Here is a 16,688-nt window from a genome sequence, read left to right on the forward strand (position 1 = left end):
CGGCGTAAAGTAGCTCTTCGTGAGTCCTGACAACACTGATACTGGTTCAATCCCCGAATCCAAGTCGCCTAAGCGCTGGATTATTGGTGATCCACTCCCCACAGCGATGCTGGAAGGCGAGCTTCTCAAGAAGCGCATCGCTCTTCCCATCTTTGCCAGCGACCCTCTTTCTTCCGTGGCCTACGCCCCGCAAGAACTCCTGATGATTCTGCTCATCGGTGGCCTCGCCTTCTTGAGCTTTGCTCCCTGGATCGCTGCCTGCGTCATCTTGCTGATGATTGTGGTGATTGCCAGCTACCGCCAGCTGATCAAGGCCTACCCCTCCGGCGGTGGTGACTACGAAGTAGCTCACAAGAACTTGGGTGAAAAGTCTGGTGTGGTTGTCGCCTCGGCACTACTCGTGGACTACGTCATGACCGTGGCGGTGTCCGTTGCCTCAGGTGTCGACAACATCATCTCGGCGATCCCCGAGCTCGCACCAGAACGCGTGCTCCTGGCCGTGGTCTTCGTGATCATCTTGGCCGCTATCAACCTGCGCGGTGTGCGTGAGTCGGGTAAGGCCTTCGCGATTCCCACTTACTTCTTCGTTGCCAGCGTTTTCATCATGATCGTGGTGGGTATTACCCGCACCTTGATGGGTGATGCTCCTATTGCTGAGTCTGCTCAGTACATGGTTGAAGGTGAAAGTGTTGCCCAGGCTGCACTAATTCTCCTGCTGCTGCGTTCCTTCGCCAGCGGTTGTGCTGCACTGACTGGTGTGGAAGCTATCGCCAATGGTGTTCCCGCTTTCCGCGTTCCCAAGATCAAGAACGCACAAATCACTCTCGTCGTCATGGGCGCCATCGCTATTACCCTCTTCGCCGGCCTGATCACCATGGCGTTTATCTCTAACGTGCACTACGCCGAGGACGCTTGCCACCTCATTGGCTATGCCAATTGTGAGACGGTTCCACAACGCTCGCTGATTGCGCAGATTGCTGCCGCCACCTTCGGTAATAACACCATTTTCTTCTACGCCATCCAGGCGGGTACTGCACTGGTGCTGTTGCTGGCTGCAAACACCGCCTTCAACGGCTTCCCCCTTCTGGGTTCCGTATTGGCCAAGGACGGTTACGCGCCCAAGGCTCTCGAAACCCGCGGTGACCGCCTCATCTACTCCAACGGTGTGATTGCTCTCGGTTTGGCCGCCATCGTGATCCTGGCAACTTTCCAGGCAGATCTAACCCAACTTATTCAGCTCTACATCATCGGCGTCTTCGTCTCCTTCACACTTGGCCAAACCGGCATGGTGGTGCACTGGACGAAATTGCTCAAGACAAATCCTGACAACCGCGGAAGCATTATCCGTTCACGTCTGATCAACATCACCGGTGCTACTTTCACCGCAACCGTTCTCATCATCGTGACAATTACTAAGTTCACTCATGGTGCATGGATTGTCTTCTTGGCAATGCCCATTCTGTACACCCTCATGATTGGTGTGAACCGCTACTACCGCGACGTCGAAGCCGAAGTAGCGGTGGATGCAGAGACCACCTTCGGCGCTAAGGGTGACCACGCCATCGTGCTGGTCGGCAAGATGCAAAAGCCCATTCTCAAGGCCATCGACTACGCCATTGCAGCCCGTCACGATTCCATCGAAGCCGTGCACGTGTCCATCAATGAGCTCTCCACAGCCAAGCTCGAGTTGGACTGGATCCGCCAGAACATTCACCTGCCGCTTCGTATCATCAGCTCGCCATACCGCGACCTGAGCTGGCCACTGATTCAGCACATTCGTGAACACCGTGCTGCACATGGTTCTGAGATTGTCACTGTCTACCTTCCCCAATACATCGTGGGGCACTGGTGGGAGCATGCCCTCCACAACCACAAGGCTCGTCGTCTCAAGATGAAGCTGATGATGGAGCACGGTGTTGCCATTGCTCTGGTTCCCTGGCTGCTGGACTCCACAGACATCATCTACGGTCGTCGTTCACGTCCTGTTCCGGGACAGTCCCGTCGTGGTGAACCTGTGCGCCCCATCGCGCGCAAGCCCGTCACTCCTGCCAAGCGCAGTAAAGACGACGAATAACAGAAGATTCTTTTCGTGAAAAAAGACGTCCTTTCGGTTGCGATCGGTGGTGCCATTGGCACCGCCTTGCGCATCCTTCTGGACATCATGCTCAGCTTGATCTTCTTCAGCATGTCTTTGGTGAGCATCATCGTGATCAACGCGATTGGGTCTTTCTTGCTGGGCTTCTTGGTTGCCGGCATCTGGACCAGGCCTAAGACTCCGCAGTGGATGAAGCTAGCTGTTGGGCCTGGTGTGCTCGGTGGATTCACCACGTTCTCTGGGGTCATGCTGCAGGCACTGCTGGTTCAAAACCCGTGGGCAACCGCTGGCTATCTTGCACTCTCTATTGGAACCAGCTTGTTTGCTGCCCTGCTGGGCATCTGGGTGGGAACACCCTTTGCGAAGAAAACAGCAAAGCGCACCACCCGAAAGGTGGCGAAGTAGATGAACTTCCTTTCGCTCATCTTGGCCATCATTGCCGGCGGTGTGGGGGCGGGACTGCGTTATTCCGCCACGGTCTTTGCTCCGGCAAAGAAGGATGGTTTTCCTTTCGCGATCTTTGTGGTCAACGCGGTGGGTTCGCTTCTGGTTGGTTTGTTCACAGCACTGCTGGCAAATGCGCTGGTTACTCCAGAAGTTGCCTTTGTTCTCGTTGCTGGTTTCTGTGGTGGTCTCACCACCATGAGCACCTTCGCCGTTGACTCAATTGAACGACTTCGTGCTGGCCACTGGATGGTGGCTGGGCTCAATATTGTCGGAAGCACGGCAGTAGGTCTGTTGGCTGTGGGCGCTGGTTACCTTCTTGGTGGCGGTCCGCTCAGCTAAAGAGCTCCAAGCCGGTGTTAGACTAACGCTTAGATTTTTCCTAATGGTCATCCGGTGAATTTTTCCCGGTTAGCAAGGTAAGGGGTTACGCATGGGGCGTGGCCGTCAAAAAGCGAAGCACACTAAAGTTGCGCGCGAGCTGAAGTACTTCAGCCCAAACACAGACCTCTCTGCGCTTGAAAAAGAGATCGGTCACGTTTCTGAAGGTGACGAATTCGTCGACAAGTGGGCTGACCTCTACCCCGACGACGAAGATGAAGAAAGCGAAGCTGCAGCTTCCGCCTAACTACTTCTTCACTGCGCGCTTGTTCAGTCTGCGCACTGCGCTCTGAATAGCGACGCCCAGCAGCAACAGCCCGAAGAGCTGAGCTGAGAGTTGATCCGGCAAGATAAACGCCAGAGCAACTCCGCCAAAGGATGCTGCCACGGCAGCAATGCCGACGACGACTCCATCTTTGAGCACAACGAGCCCTGCCCTCAGGTTGGGAATTGTTCCTGCAATTGCTGTGGGAACCATGGCAAGCAGTGACGTTCCCTTCGCCAAGAGTGGTGCGAGACCAAACACACTCATGAACACGGGTACGGCAATCACGCCACCACCAATGCCGAGCATGCCGGAGGCAACTCCCATCAGCAGTCCCAGACCAATGAGGCCTGCACCAGTAAAGAAGGTCAGTTCAAAACTTCCGCGCGTTACATCTGTGACGAAGAGGAGTCGGAATGCCTCAATCACCATCATGGTGATAAAGGTCCAGTGCACAACTGCCACCGGTAAAACGCGGAGCAACTTCGAACCCAGCGGTGCTCCGACAATCGCACCGATAGCCACAAACACGGCGACCAGGACATCTACCTGGTGATTGCTGGCATAGGTCATCGCACCCACGAGTGAAGTGGGAACGATAGCGAGCAGTGACGTGGCAGATGCCCGCTTCTGATCAAACTTTGCCCACATCATGAGCAATGGCACCATGATGATGCCGCCACCGACACCAAAGAAGCCAGAGAGAAACCCTCCGACGACGCCGGTGACAAGTAATGGAATCAGCAAGGCAGCAGTGAGCTAGTTTGCGTAGCTGCCAACCAGGCGAACCGCGCCACCGTTGACACCCTTGGCGCCTTGCTCAAAACCGGTGAAGTCACGCTCAGAGGTGGAGACCATGCCCACCACCCACGAAGGAATACCCAGACCAGAAAGCTTGCTCACGACTGCAGAGGCAGAACCTGCACTGACCACGGCAAACATACCGATGCCGAGGTTCCAGGTTCCTTCGGTGCTTTCGAGAGTTTCACCCGAGAGGGAGGTCAGCACACGGAAGACGTTGCTGGGTGACCAGGTGGAGCGATCGACTTCAACCCACGAACCCACGGGAAGAACGCGTGCCAGGTTGGCAGCGATGCCACCACCGGTGACGTGGCTGAGCGCGTGCACGCTGCCTGCAAGAGCGGGATCAGCGAGAACCTCGACGAGTGGGCCGGTGTAGAGGCGTGTGGGCTCGAGGAGAACCTCACCAACCACACCACCAAGGTCAGCAGAGTTGTCGGAGTAACCAAGCTTGTTCTCGGCCAAGATGTGGCGAACAAGTGAATAACCGTTGGAGTGCAGTCCAGAAGATTCCATGGCAATGACGACGTCACCGTTGACTACGCGCTCTGCACCGAGAGCATCAGCGGCTTCAACAACACCGACGGCTGCACCAGCGACGTCGTAGTCATCGACACCCAACAGGCCTGGGTGCTCAGCGGTTTCGCCACCAACGAGAGCGGTGCCGGTTGCCGAGCAGGCATCTGCGATGCCCTTCACGATTGCGGCAATGCGGTCTGGATATACCTTGCCGCAAGCGATGTAGTCCGTCATGAAGAGGGGACGTGCACCACACACGATGATGTCGTCTACGACCATGCCGACTAGGTCTTGGCCAATGGTGTCGTGCTTGTCGAGTGCCTGCGCAATAGCCACCTTGGTGCCCACACCATCGGTGCTGGTTGCCAACAGGGGACGATCAAAAGATTTGAGGAAGGAGACGTCGAAAAGTCCCGCGAAACCGCCTACGCCACCAAGTACTTCGGGACCGTGCGTGGCCTTCACCGACGCCTTCATGAGTTCGACCGCGAGGTCACCGGCAGCGGTGTCAACACCCGCACGTGCGTAGGAAGAATTCTGGCTCACAGAGTCAAGTCTATCCTCAGGAAAGATGTGCCAGACTTGACTAGGAACTCGATAGAGCTCCTTTACGCCCCTCGACTTTCAGGAGCTCCCACCGCACATGTGTGGCATCGTCGGAATCGTCTCTACTGAGCCGGTCAATCAGCAAATCTACGACGCACTGTTGCTTCTGCAGCACCGCGGACAAGACTCCACCGGTATCGCAACGGCAGATGGTTCACACCTGCACATGCACAAGACCAAGGGTCAGGTGCGCGAAGGATTCCGCACCCGTGACATGCGTGCCCTGCTTGGAAACGTGGGCCTGGGTCACGTTCGTTATGCCACCGCAGGCGCCGCATCAAACGAAGAAGAAGCACAGCCTTTCTACGTCAATGCCCCCTACGGCATCATCTTGGTTCACAACGGTAACCTCACCAACACCCGTGAACTCACCAACGACCTGTTCCGCATAGACCGTCGTCACGTCAACACCTCAAGCGACACTGAACTTCTGCTCAACGTTCTGGCCACCGAACTTCAGGGAACTGTTTCTGGAACTGAGCTAGGTCCCGAGCACGTCTTTACCGCCTTAGAGAACCTGCACAAGCGCGTTGAAGGTTCCTACGCCACCATCGCCATCATTGCTGGCCACGGCCTCCTCGCATTCCGTGATCCCTTCGGAATTCGCCCACTGATTCTGGGCAAGCGTCCTGCCGAAAACGGCAAGTTTGACTACGTGGTCGCCTCCGAATCTCTCGTTCTTGAGTCCGGCGGCTACGAAATCGTGCGCGATGTCGAACCAGGTGAAGCAATCTTCATTACCAAGGATGGCGAACTCTTCTCACGCCAGTGCGCAGAGAACCCTATCCTTCGTCCTTGCTCGTTCGAGTATGTCTACCTCGCTCGTCCCGACTCCGTGATGAACGGCATCTCGGTTTATGAGACTCGTCTGCGCATGGGTGACCGCCTGGCTGCCACAGTTGCGCAGTATGCGCCACTGGGCGACATCGACGTAGTCATGCCCATTCCTGACTCGTCACGTCCCTCTGCCATGCAGGTGGCTCGCAAGCTGGGCGTGGAATACCGCGAAGGTTTCTTCAAGAACCGTTACGTCGGTCGCACCTTCATCATGCCTGGGCAGGCTCAGCGCAAGCGTTCCGTCCGCCAGAAGCTCAACGCCATGTCTGCCGAGTTCAAGGGTAAGAACGTGCTCATCGTGGATGACTCGATTGTGCGAGGCACTACCTCTCGCGAGATCGTCGAAATGGCTCGCGCTGCTGGAGCGAACAAGGTGACCTTCACGTCGGCTGCTCCCCCCGTGCGCTTCCCCCATGTGTACGGCATCAACATGCCGTCGCGACAGGAGCTCATCGCACACGGTCGCAAGATTCCTGAGATTGCTCAGGAGCTTGGTGCAGACCACCTGATCTATCAGGAAGTCGCTGACATGGAAGCCGCCATCATGGAAGGCTCCAACCTGACCGGCCTTGATGTGAGCTGCTTCACCGGCGAATACGTCACCGGCACCATCACTCCCGAGTACTTGGACTGGGTCGAGCGCAACCAGCTCAGCTAGTTGGTAAAGAACTAGTCCTTCGTGACAGAAATCTTCTCTGCCGTCGCACTCGTGACGTGGCGAGAAAAGTAGCGGTCAACGATCAATGCGAAGATCAGACCGAGAGTTCCACCAATGGTTCCGGTGAACAACAGCAGGAAGCCAAAGATCTGCGTCAGGGTGAACTGACTGTCATTGGGCAGGGCGAAGGTGAGAATCAACGCAACAAGGATTCCCACGATAATTCCGAGGACCATGAAGGTGAGGAATTTGGGGGAACGACGAACAGTGACCTGTTCGGTGGTGATGGTCTCTTTTTCGCTCATGTCACCATTGTGCCAGTGGTAGCTGAGTACTGAGATCGCTACGCACACCAGATGCACTGATCTTGCCCGCGTCATAAGCCCCAGCCCAGCTGAGTGAACCGGTTGCCAGAGCAATCCAGGTGGGTGGATCCATCTCCACCACATTCGGCGGTGTGCCACGAGTATGTTCGGGCCCTTCCACGCACTGGATAGCGCCAAAGGGCGGAACCCGCAGTTCCACGGTGTGACCAGGAGTGGCATCACCCATGAGCTGGAGTAAATATCTCACCGCAGAAGCAACATCAGTGCGCTCTGAAGACCCGGCTAGAACAGCAGCAACTGCGGCATGCCCCTCAGCAGAGTCAACCCGTGGCTTAGCCATGGTTTAGGCCGAGCGAGATACGACGTGCTCTGCGAAGGCAGACAGTGCTTGCTTGACTGGTCCTGCAGGCAGGATGTCCAGCGCAGCGACTGCTTCTGCTGCCCAGCGACGAGCCTCTTCACGAGTGGCCTGGGTCACAGGGTGCGCATAGAGCTCGGCGATAGCAAGTTCGAGATCAGCATCTGCTTCAGCAGATGCCTCATCGGCGTCATCTCGGATGCGTGCCAACAGTGCTGCGGCAGCAGGGTCGGTCGCTGCCTGCTGCTCAAGCAACAGAGTGGGAAGCGTGGGAACGCCTGCGCGCAGGTCAGTTCCTGCCTGCTTGCCTGTTGCACCAGATTCTGGAGAGAGGTCGAGAACGTCGTCAGCGAGTTGGAAGGCAACACCGATCTTGTCACCGAACTCCACCATGGCGTCTTCGTATTCCAGTGGAGCACCGGAGTAGACAATGCCACAGCGTGCTGCTGCAGAAATCAAGGAACCGGTCTTGTCAGCGAGAACCTGGATGTAGTGAGAGACAGGATCTTCATCGGGACGAGGACCGATGGTTTCGTGCAGCTGACCCAAGCACAAACGCTCGAAGGTCTCTGCCTGCAACAGCATGGCCTTCTCACCCAGGCGGGTCATCAAGGTGCTGGCACGTGAGAAGAGCAGGTCACCAGTGAGAATGGCAACGGAGTTGCCCCAGACCTCGTGGGCACTGGGAACACCACGACGAAGCGGAGCCTCGTCCATAACGTCATCGTGATACAGCGAAGCCAAGTGAGTGATCTCAATTGCTTGTGCTGCGGTGATGACATCAGGTGTTGCGCCATTACCCAACAGAGCAGTGAGCAGGGTGAGCATGGGGCGAACTCGCTTGCCACCGGCACCGAACAGGTAGCGACCAGAAACATCGGCCAAAGCATCAGTGAAGTGAAGCTCTTTGCTCAAGCCTTCTTCAATGGTGGCAACGCCCGCATCGATGGTGTCGGCGAGCTGCTTAGTTTCGGGGGAGGCAAACAGGCGTTGGCGCAGCGAAAGACGACCGGAGACTCCGGCTACTCCACTCACGCTTGCGTTCACCCGTTCAGCCTAGTCCTGCTCAGGCGACTGGCTTGATGCCGCGATGAAGGGCAACCACTCCAGCGGTGAGGTTGCGGTAGGCCACGTTCATGAAGCCCGCTTCACGAATCCAGGTGGCCAAGGTTGTCTGGTTAGGCCAATCCTCAATCGAGTCAGCGAGATAGGTGTAAGCCTCGGTGTTCGAAGAGGAATACTTCGCCACCATCGGCATGACCTTGCGCAGGTAGAAGTTGTAGCCGGCACGGATAGGTGCCGCAGGTGGAGTGGAGAATTCACAGATCACGATGCGGCCACCGGGCTTGGTCACGCGGTAGAGCTCAGCAAGAGCTTTCTTCGGCTCGACAACATTCCGAAGACCGAAAGACATGGTCACTGCGTCAAAGCTGTTATCTGCAAATGGAAGCTTGGTGGCGTCTGCTTCAACGAACTCCACCAGAGGATTACTGCCGTGCTTCTGGCGTCCCACTTCGAGCATGCCGGGTGAGAAGTCGGCAGCAACGACGTGTGCTCCAGACTTTGCCAGGGCGACCGAGCTAGTACCGGTGCCGGCAGCCAGGTCAAGAACCCGCTCAGATGCTTGGGGGTTCACCGCACGGGTGGTGGCGATGCGCCACAACAGTGCATTTCCTGCCGAGAGCAGGTTGTTGGTGACGTCATAGCCAGCGGCAACGTCATCAAACATTGCCGAGACGGCTTCGGGCTTCTTAGAAAGGTCAGCTGTAGTCACAAGAGAAGTCTACGGCTGAAGCGTAGGCTGTCTCAGGTGAGTGTGTCAGCAACCCGTGGTCTTCGTGTGGAGTCGGTTCCGTTAACCGTCACTCCAGAGTTGCTTAACCTGCTCAGCGTCGACTCACCACTGCTGTGGTGGCGACGCGGTGATGGCATGGTGGGCATCGGTGTTGTCGAGACTCTGAGCTTCTCCGGCAAGACCCGCATCAAAGATGCGGGAGCTACCTGGCGTGAAGTTGCCGAAGCCGCAACGGTCAGTGACGCTGTCACTGTGGCCGGTTCTGGCCTGATGGCTTTTGGCACCTTTGCGTTCCGCTCCACCTCTGAAATTCCCAGCGTCCTGATCATTCCTCGCTTCGTGGTGGGGCAGCGTGCTGGGGTGACCTGGCTTACCCGAATTGGTTTTGCTGACGAGAGCGCTGAGCCACTGACCACAGAATCTGCTGAACAGATTCTTGCCGAGCACATCACCGCGAGCGCACAGCTGGGCGCTGCGCCCGTTGTTCACCTCTCCCCCGCCTCTCTGTCAGAAGCTGGATTCACCTCAGCAGTGAATAAAGCCATTGAGCGAATTGATGCGGGAGAAGTAGAGAAGGTTGTTCTCGCTCGTGAACTCGAGGGAACACTGGCAGGAACTCAGGATCTTCGTGTGGCCATCACGCGCCTTGCCGAAAGCTATCCCGATTGCTGGACTTTTAGCGTCGATGGCCTGTTTGGTTCCAGCCCCGAAACTCTCATTACAGTTCACGGCCGCAAGGTCACAGCGCGAGTTCTGGCGGGTACTGCCCGTCGTGGCAGTGACACTGCCACTGACCTGAGCAATGCGGCAGAACTGGCATCAAGTCATAAAGACCTCGACGAGCATGGCTTTGCCACTCGCTCGGTCGTCAATGCTCTGACCCCCTATGCCGAGCAGCTCACGGTGAGTGACTCTCCCTTCACCTTGAAGCTTCCAAACCTGTGGCACCTCGCCACCGACATCGCGGGCACCCTGGCTAGCGGCTCCAACTCACTCGACCTGGTCTTCGCGCTACACCCCACCGCTGCTGTGGCAGGAACACCCACTGTTGCAGCCGTGGAAGTGATTGATGACCTCGAGCCCTTTGACCGTGGCCGCTATGCCGGCCCCGTCGGCTGGATTGGTGCAGACGGCGATGGCGAATGGGCCATCGCACTGCGCTGTGCGCAACTGACCGGCTCCACCGTCACTGCCTATGCAGGCTGTGGCATTGTCTCCGACTCAGTTCCGGCAAACGAACTGGTGGAGACGGAAATGAAGTTCCGTCCCATCGTGGATGCGCTGAGCTAAAAAGTCTTTAGCGCTCGAGTTCAACCTCGACGAGTTCAGGCCCATCGCCTGCACCGGTCAGGGCACGTTCGAGATCACTCACGGTGGCTACCTTGGTGTATCCCCAGCCATAGGCAGTGGCGAGGGCTTCGAGGTCGACTTGCTGTGGAGTGAGGAAAACGCGATCCATGTTCTCGGCTGAGGCAGTCTGGCCCACTTCAAGAGCATCAAAGATGGTGCCGCCACCATCGTTGCCCACAATCACTTGAACGCGAGGGCGCTCTTCCTGGGTCCCGAACAACATCGAGCCCGCATCATGCAGTGCTGCGAGATCCCCCACCACAATGCGTGTCAGGGCGTTCTCTGTGGCCAGAGCAATACCGATTCCGGTGCCAATGGTTCCGTCGATGCCGGCTAGACCGCGGTTAGCGTGAACGCTGATCTTCTTACCCCCGACAAACTTGTCAGCAACACGAATCAAGCGCGATGCGGCAAAAACCAGACGGTCGTGTGGCCAGGTTGAGCGCCAGACCGCATCGACAAGAAGCTCACGAGAAATCTTCACGCGTGAGGCAGCCAGTTCCGCCGCCAGGAAGGCCTTCTTATCTTCCATGCTGTCTGAGCGTGACGCGGTCACGTTCGGTGCAGTAGCAAGTGCTGCATCGATTGCTGTTGATTCATAGCGCTCAAACGCTTCTCGGCCAGAAACAATCCAGAGTCCTAGCCAGTCACGATCTGTTTCTCCTGGTTCGACTGTCACGTCATTGACAAAAGAGGAGACATTGAGACCGGGGTTGTAACCCTCAGGTGCTACACCTCGAACCACGACGGTTTGGACGCCGGTGCTGGAGTCACCAATCAGCGCGGGAATCTCTCGACTGAGCGTGGGGTGGCCAAAGACCACAATGCGTTCAATCTGCGAAGTGAGTTCAGGGTTTGCCAGAAGTTCACGATAGGCAGGAACAAGGTTTCGGCCGAAGCGTGCGCCACTGGTGACCTCGGCAATGAGTGGCCAGCCGCCCTCATGAGCTACCTGTTCAGCACGAGGACCCGCATCTGCTCCAGCTATCACAATCGTGTTGGGCCCACGCGTGAGCTCAATGGTGATGCCTGGTTCAATGCGACGTTCAGATTGAATGAGCATTTCCACCGGGCGAACATCAATGGCGCTGGAGAGCGGTTCACGGAATGCCACATTGAGGTGAACAGGACCGGGCGCGTAGTGATCAGTAGCGGTGTAGAAGGCATCGTGAGCAAGCTCTGCACCGCGTCGCTCTGCCGTTGCACCAGGAACAGGTGCGGGTTCGTCCACACTCAAGCGCACAGCAGGGCCGAAGATGTCGTGTTGGTGAGTGGTTTGGTTGCTGCCAATCTCACGCAGCTCTTCAGGTCGATCCGCAGTGAGCACAATCATGGGGACACCTGCATGGTGTGCCTCGAGAACGGCTGGGTGAAGATTCGCCACTGCAGAACCTGAGGTGGTAATGACAACCGCGGGAATGCGGGTTTCCACTGCAAGACCAAGAGCAAGGAACCCGGCAGCTCGCTCATCGATGCGCACGTGAAGTTTCACATCTCCGCGGCGTTCGAGCTCAGCAGCAACGAGAGCTAAAGCCTGTGAGCGTGCACCTGGCGAAAGAACAATGTGCTCAACACCAAGTTCAACAACATGTGTCAAAAACTCCGCAGCGAAAACAGAGGCAGGTGCTGGGTTAGCCACGGGGACCATCACCTGGAGGATCGGTATTCAACCCTCGAAGAAAATCAATGTCGTCATCTGGAGCGACCGAGCCACGCTTGGAACCTGGCCCGTTTTTGCGTCCACGTCCCACAGTGAGCCAGAGTATCGACCCCACAATCGGCAAGATCAGGATCAAGACAATCCACAAACCCTTGGGAACTCCGCGCACACGGAATCGGTCAATGAGAATGGCATCAACAAGACAGAACACCATGAGTGCCACAGCGACGGCAGCAAGAACGATGATCAAGCGAGTCATAGTGCTTCCAGTCTAGGTTGGCTCTCGAGTAGCTCACAGCCCCGCCGGTATAGACTTGGGGTGTGAAGAAATCGACATGGTTCTGGTTCAGCCTGATGCGCTTAGCGGCTTTTGCGCTCCCTCTGGCAATCATGCTGCTATTGGGAATGATTCCGTGGCTTGCCGCCACCCTCTCAGCCATCATCGGCCTCTGTGTTTCCTACATTTTCTTCGCGAAAACACGTAACGCTTTATCTGAATCGCTCTATGAAAAGCGGGCAGCCAAAAACGTCAACCATGACAAGGACGCCGACGCCGAGGACGCTGAAGTTGAAGCTGTCCTAGCCAAAGAAAGTAAAGGCAAGGCCTAAGCCATAAAGCAATCCAGTCAGACTGGAGAGCTTCAGAGCCAGGATGTATTCCTGTGGAGTCTTTGCGGTCAGCGTGATCAAGCAGGCTGGAAGCGCTGCGAGTAACGCAAAGAGCGTCAGGAATGCTGCCGCATAGAACAGGCCGAGATAGATGACGATTCCAAACGGAATCAACATTAAGAAGCAGAACAGCACAGCGGAGGGTGTGCGACCCATCCGCACTGCAAGAGTTTTCTTGCCAGCAAGCTTGTCTGTTTCGATGTCACGGATGTTGTTCACCACGAGTACAGCGCACGAGATCAAGCCAATCCCAACACCGCCGATGAGACTTTCTTGGCTGAGGTTTCCAGTTTGAACATACGTTGTCCCAACCGTGGCAACCAGTCCAAAGAAGATGAAGACCATGACTTCGCCGAGTCCGGCATAACCGTAGGGACGACGGCCGCCGGTGTAGAACCACGCAGCCACAATGGCAACAGCGCCAATAGCGAGCATCCACCATGCATTTGTCAGAATGACAATGAGGACCCCTGCCACGGCGGAGAGGGCGAAGAACGCCAATGCCACGGCAAGAACTTTTTTGGGATCAGCTGCACCAGAGCCAGTCAGGCGGGCAGGTCCCACACGGTAGTTATCAGTGCCACGAATGCCATCAGAGTAATCGTTGGAGTAGTTGACACCGATCTGCAGTGCGAGAGCAACAACCAAACACAACAGGGCAACAGGTGCATTGAACTGATCGGTAATTGCTGCTGCACCAGAACCAATCGCAACCGGTGCAAAGGCGAGAGGCAGAGTGCGAATGCGTGCGCCAGAAATCCAGTCAGCCGCCGTTGCCTTACGAGGCTTGTGCGAGGTTGAACCGTGGTGCTTCTTACTGGTCTTACTCATATGTCCGAGCCTACTTCTGTGACGCTGCGTATGAAGACAGTGTGAGCAGGTCTGGCTTGCCCGAACTCAGTCGAGGAATCTCCTCGATAAAGCAGACGACCTTGGGTGCGGCAACGCGACCTAGCTCCGCAACAATCTCGTCATAGATCTGTGCAGAGAGCTCTGCGTCTTCCTCAGCTCCAGGCACAACAACAGCTGGTCGAACACCCCATTCCGAATCTGGAATATGTATGACGAGAGCCTGTGAGCAGCCAGAAATTCCCCGAACTACAGCCTCTACCGCGTCGAGGTCAATCTTCAGTCCACCAGAGGTAATCACTCGGTCGAGACGACCAAGCACTGTAAGCACGCCGTTTTCTAGGGTCCCTGCATCTCCTGTGTGATACCAGATCTCTCCATTCCTATTTTGGAATGTATCTGCTGTGCGCTGTTCATCACCGACGTATTCACTAGCGAGCTGAGGGGCTGAGATAAGAATTTCATCTGAGCCTTCTGCTATCTCCACGTTCACTCCCGTGAGTGGAACCCCGTCATAGACACAACCACCAGAAGTCTCACTTGAGCCATACGTCGTGACAATCTTCACACCGAGTGCCTGTGCCCGTTCACGCAGATCAGGTTCCAGTGCTTGACCACCGATGAGGACAGCGTCCAGTGTGCGCAACGACTCGAGTGCCTCAGTGTTGTCTTCTGCTTCCTCGAGGACTCGTGCCAACTGAACGGGAACAAGTGCGGTGTATCGACGAGCACCTGTCATCTCGCTGACGGACTGCAGAAAGGTTCTTGCATCGAAAGGACCCGAGGGCATGAACACCGGTTCGGTTCCGGACTCAATGGAGCGCACAAGGACTGACATCCCTGCGATGTAGGTGAGGGGCAAAGCCAATAACCACTGCCCTGGCCCACCTAAACGTTCGTGTGCAGATTCTGCACTAGCTCGAAGTGCCGCAGCACTCAGCGCAACCGTCTTCGGTTTACCCGAAGTGCCAGATGTCTGAATAAGCAAAGCAGTTCCGTCAGGAGCTTCGGTCAGCGGTGTCTCTCCTGCTGCCACCATCCGTGAGGCTCGTGCGTCCCGAACCAGCACAGCAGGTCCGTTGTTGTTCAGTGCTTCCGAGAGTGCGGCAAAGACCTGCTGCGGCGCAGCCGCATCACAGAGCACCACAGCTGTCATGTGAGGCCTAGTAGTGCCAGGGGTAGGGTGACCAGTCAGGTTCGCGCTTCTGCAAGAAGGAGTCGCGACCTTCGACTGCCTCGTCTGTGCCATAGGCAAGACGGGTAGCTTCACCAGCGAAGACCTGCTGGCCCAAGATGCCATCGTCGACAGCGTTGAAGGCAAACTTCAGCATGCGAATAGCGGTGGGCGACTTGGTCATAATGGTTCGTGCCATTGCGAGAGCTTCTGTCTCGAGATTTTCGTGCGCCACAACGCGGTTGATGGCACCCATTTCATAGGCACGGTCTGCACTGTATTCCTCAGCGAGGAAGAACACCTCACGAGCAAACTTCTGACCCACCTGCTTGGCAAAGTAAGCGCTGCCGTAACCGGCATCAAACGAGCCCACGTCAGCATCGGTCTGCTTGAAGTGTGCGTGTTCACGGCTGGCAATAGAGAGATCGCAGACCACGTGGAGCGAGTGTCCACCACCTGCCGCCCAACCTGGGATGACAGCAATAACAACCTTGGGCATCGTGCGAATGAGGCGCTGCACTTCAAGAATGTGCAGACGACCAGTTCCCGTGGAACCGTCAGCGTATTCATAGCCTGCCTTGCCGCGGATGCGCTGATCTCCACCAGAGCAGAATGCCCAGCCGCCATCCTTGGGGCTAGGACCATTACCGGTGATGAGCACAACGCCCACCTTGCTGTTCTGACGGGCATCGTCGAGTGCGCGGTAGAGCTCATCAACCGTCTGGGGGCGGAAAGCATTGCGCACCTCGGGACGGTTGAAGGCAATGCGAGCAACCTGTCCGCGCACGTCGAGGTGGTAGGTGATGTCCGTGAAGCCTTCTGAGCCAGGTGCAACAACCCACTGCGTGGGGTCAAAGATGTCCGAAACGGGAGATGCCATGCCTCCAGCCTACGAGAACCACAGCAACGGTGGGAGACTAAGGACGTGCACCCACCTCTATCTGAGCTTCTCGCCACCGCCCACGTGGTCTCACTTCCCCTTGCGGTGAAGTTCCGGGGCATCTGGTCCAGAGAGATCATGCTGTTCCAAGGACTTGAGGGCTGGACCGAATTCAGTCCGTTCGTGGAATACAACGATGACGAGGCCGTGCACTGGCTTCGTGCTGCGATTGAGTTTGGCTGGCAGCCTCTGCCGAAGCTGCATCGCGACGAAATCAAGGTCAACGCCACCGTTCCTGCTGTTGCCCCAGATCAGGTAGCCGAAGTTCTTTCCCACTTTGATGGCTGTCGCACCGCCAAGGTGAAGGTGGGCGAACCCGGTCAGCTTCTCAGCGAGGACGTCGAGCGTGTGCGCGAAGTGCGCAGGATCCTGGGCCCTGAGGGCCGCATTCGCGTGGATGCCAACGCCGCCTGGAATGTAGACGAGGCAGAGCATGCCTTCCATGCCCTGGCTGAGTTCGATCTCGAATACGTCGAGCAGCCCTGCGCTTCACTCGAAGAACTCGCAGAGCTGCGTGAACGCACTCACTACATGGACGTGCTGATCGCTGCCGATGAGAGTATTCGTAAAGCAGAAGATCCTCGAGCAGTTGCACAAGCCGTTGCGGCAGATGTGTTGGTGCTCAAAGCACAGCCCTTGGGTGGCATCTCGAAAATTGTGGAGCTTTCTGAAGAAGTAACCCTGCCCATCGTGCTCTCCAGTGCCCTGGAATCTTCCGTGGGCATTGCCATGGGTCTCTATGCCGCAGCTGCGGTGAAAGTGCTCGACTACGACTGCGGCTTAGGAACAGCATCCCTGTTAGCCGGTGACGTCACTGAGGCACCTATGGTGGCCCAGGGGGGCTCTATTGCCGTGCAGCGTCCTGCGGTCAGTGAAGACTTGCTCGAGCGCTTCGCAGCCAGCTCTGACACCACTGCGTGGTGGCTGGAGCGGCTGGAGCGCTGCTACAACCTGCTCTAAG

Annotated in this window: 19 protein-coding genes; 8 read left to right on the forward strand and 11 right to left on the reverse strand. The window is 56.8% G+C overall.

Translation table 11 applies throughout. From position 1 onward, the window contains the following. The first annotated feature begins 106 nt into the window (after positions 1-106). From AURMO_RS08070 to AURMO_RS08085, 4 genes are all read left to right on the forward strand, one after another. Positions 107-2,074 (forward strand): APC family permease, encoded by a 1,968-nt coding sequence (locus AURMO_RS08070; RefSeq protein ID WP_110234929.1) that lies wholly within the window; start codon positions 107-109, stop codon positions 2,072-2,074. A gap of 15 nt (positions 2,075-2,089) precedes the next feature. Continuing rightward, entirely contained in the window at positions 2,090-2,500 is a 411-nt protein-coding gene (locus AURMO_RS08075; RefSeq protein ID WP_162532712.1) for a fluoride efflux transporter FluC, read from the forward strand. Next, the gene (locus tag AURMO_RS08080) at positions 2,501-2,881 is read left to right on the forward strand and encodes a fluoride efflux transporter FluC (protein ID WP_110234673.1); all 381 of its coding nucleotides are present in this window, start codon (positions 2,501-2,503) and stop codon (positions 2,879-2,881) included. A 91-nt stretch (positions 2,882-2,972) separates the two neighbouring features. Beyond that, complete coding sequence (locus tag AURMO_RS08085; RefSeq protein ID WP_110234674.1) at positions 2,973-3,167, forward strand: DUF3073 domain-containing protein; 195 nt, start codon at positions 2,973-2,975, stop codon at positions 3,165-3,167. Here AURMO_RS08085 and AURMO_RS08090 read toward each other — a convergent pair whose 3' ends face one another. Continuing rightward, complete coding sequence (locus tag AURMO_RS08090; RefSeq protein ID WP_110234675.1) at positions 3,168-3,932, reverse strand: sulfite exporter TauE/SafE family protein; 765 nt, start codon at positions 3,930-3,932, stop codon at positions 3,168-3,170. Between the two features lie 12 nt (positions 3,933-3,944). Beyond that, positions 3,945-5,051, reverse strand: a complete 1,107-nt coding sequence (gene purM, locus AURMO_RS08095) for a phosphoribosylformylglycinamidine cyclo-ligase (RefSeq protein WP_110234676.1) — start codon at positions 5,049-5,051, stop codon at positions 3,945-3,947. A 97-nt stretch (positions 5,052-5,148) separates the two neighbouring features. On the opposite strand from purM, the gene purF reads away from it, so the two are divergent. Further along, complete coding sequence (gene purF / locus AURMO_RS08100) at positions 5,149-6,606, forward strand: amidophosphoribosyltransferase (protein ID WP_110234677.1); 1,458 nt, start codon at positions 5,149-5,151, stop codon at positions 6,604-6,606. A gap of 11 nt (positions 6,607-6,617) precedes the next feature. Here purF and AURMO_RS08105 read toward each other — a convergent pair whose 3' ends face one another. The 4 genes from AURMO_RS08105 to ubiE are packed head-to-tail and all read right to left on the reverse strand — an operon-like array spanning position 6,618 to position 9,064. Then, positions 6,618-6,911, reverse strand: coding sequence for a hypothetical protein (locus AURMO_RS08105; protein WP_110234678.1), 294 nt, complete (start codon positions 6,909-6,911; stop codon positions 6,618-6,620). Position 6,912: 1 nt separating this feature from the next. Next, the gene (locus AURMO_RS08110) at positions 6,913-7,272 is read right to left on the reverse strand and encodes a sterol carrier family protein (RefSeq protein WP_110234679.1); all 360 of its coding nucleotides are present in this window, start codon (positions 7,270-7,272) and stop codon (positions 6,913-6,915) included. Positions 7,273-7,275: 3 nt separating this feature from the next. Then, entirely contained in the window at positions 7,276-8,337 is a 1,062-nt protein-coding gene (locus AURMO_RS08115) for a polyprenyl synthetase family protein (RefSeq protein ID WP_110234680.1), read from the reverse strand. 19 nt (positions 8,338-8,356) lie between these two features. Continuing rightward, complete coding sequence (gene ubiE, locus AURMO_RS08120; RefSeq protein WP_110234681.1) at positions 8,357-9,064, reverse strand: bifunctional demethylmenaquinone methyltransferase/2-methoxy-6-polyprenyl-1,4-benzoquinol methylase UbiE; 708 nt, start codon at positions 9,062-9,064, stop codon at positions 8,357-8,359. A 36-nt stretch (positions 9,065-9,100) separates the two neighbouring features. Here ubiE and AURMO_RS08125 point away from each other — a divergent pair, with 36 nt between their 5' ends. Continuing rightward, positions 9,101-10,375 carry an isochorismate synthase gene (locus AURMO_RS08125; protein ID WP_110234682.1) on the forward strand — a complete coding sequence of 425 codons (1,275 nt, stop codon included), beginning with the start codon at positions 9,101-9,103 and terminating at the stop codon, positions 10,373-10,375. A 7-nt stretch (positions 10,376-10,382) separates the two neighbouring features. On the opposite strand, the gene menD is transcribed toward AURMO_RS08125, so the two are convergent. Next, the gene (gene menD, locus AURMO_RS08130; RefSeq protein ID WP_239406826.1) at positions 10,383-12,074 is read right to left on the reverse strand and encodes a 2-succinyl-5-enolpyruvyl-6-hydroxy-3-cyclohexene-1-carboxylic-acid synthase; all 1,692 of its coding nucleotides are present in this window, start codon (positions 12,072-12,074) and stop codon (positions 10,383-10,385) included. Then, on the reverse strand, positions 12,067-12,354 hold the full coding sequence (locus tag AURMO_RS08135; protein WP_110234684.1) for a PLD nuclease N-terminal domain-containing protein: 288 nt from the start codon (positions 12,352-12,354) through the stop codon (positions 12,067-12,069). Before AURMO_RS08135 ends, menD begins: the two co-directional genes overlap by 8 nt. A gap of 62 nt (positions 12,355-12,416) precedes the next feature. Here AURMO_RS08135 and AURMO_RS08140 point away from each other — a divergent pair, with 62 nt between their 5' ends. After that, positions 12,417-12,704 carry a DUF4229 domain-containing protein gene (locus tag AURMO_RS08140; protein ID WP_162532713.1) on the forward strand — a complete coding sequence of 96 codons (288 nt, stop codon included), beginning with the start codon at positions 12,417-12,419 and terminating at the stop codon, positions 12,702-12,704. Here AURMO_RS08140 and AURMO_RS08145 read toward each other — a convergent pair. From AURMO_RS08145 to AURMO_RS08155, 3 genes are read right to left on the reverse strand one after another with little or no spacing between them, the layout of a single operon-like run. Continuing rightward, positions 12,675-13,595 carry a 1,4-dihydroxy-2-naphthoate polyprenyltransferase gene (locus tag AURMO_RS08145; protein ID WP_110234686.1) on the reverse strand — a complete coding sequence of 307 codons (921 nt, stop codon included), beginning with the start codon at positions 13,593-13,595 and terminating at the stop codon, positions 12,675-12,677. The two genes, AURMO_RS08140 and AURMO_RS08145, sit on opposite strands and share 30 nt — an antisense overlap. A 10-nt stretch (positions 13,596-13,605) precedes the next feature. Next, on the reverse strand, positions 13,606-14,769 hold the full coding sequence (locus tag AURMO_RS08150; protein ID WP_110234687.1) for an AMP-binding protein: 1,164 nt from the start codon (positions 14,767-14,769) through the stop codon (positions 13,606-13,608). Positions 14,770-14,776: 7 nt separating this feature from the next. Beyond that, on the reverse strand, positions 14,777-15,667 hold the full coding sequence (locus tag AURMO_RS08155) for a 1,4-dihydroxy-2-naphthoyl-CoA synthase (RefSeq protein WP_110234688.1): 891 nt from the start codon (positions 15,665-15,667) through the stop codon (positions 14,777-14,779). Between the two features lie 45 nt (positions 15,668-15,712). Between AURMO_RS08155 and AURMO_RS08160 the strand changes: the two genes are divergently transcribed. Next, positions 15,713-16,687, forward strand: coding sequence for an o-succinylbenzoate synthase (locus tag AURMO_RS08160; protein WP_110234689.1), 975 nt, complete (start codon positions 15,713-15,715; stop codon positions 16,685-16,687). Position 16,688 lies beyond the last annotated feature (1 nt).

Source organism: Aurantimicrobium photophilum (assembly GCF_003194085.1).
GTDB lineage: Bacteria > Actinomycetota > Actinomycetes > Actinomycetales > Microbacteriaceae > Aurantimicrobium > Aurantimicrobium photophilum.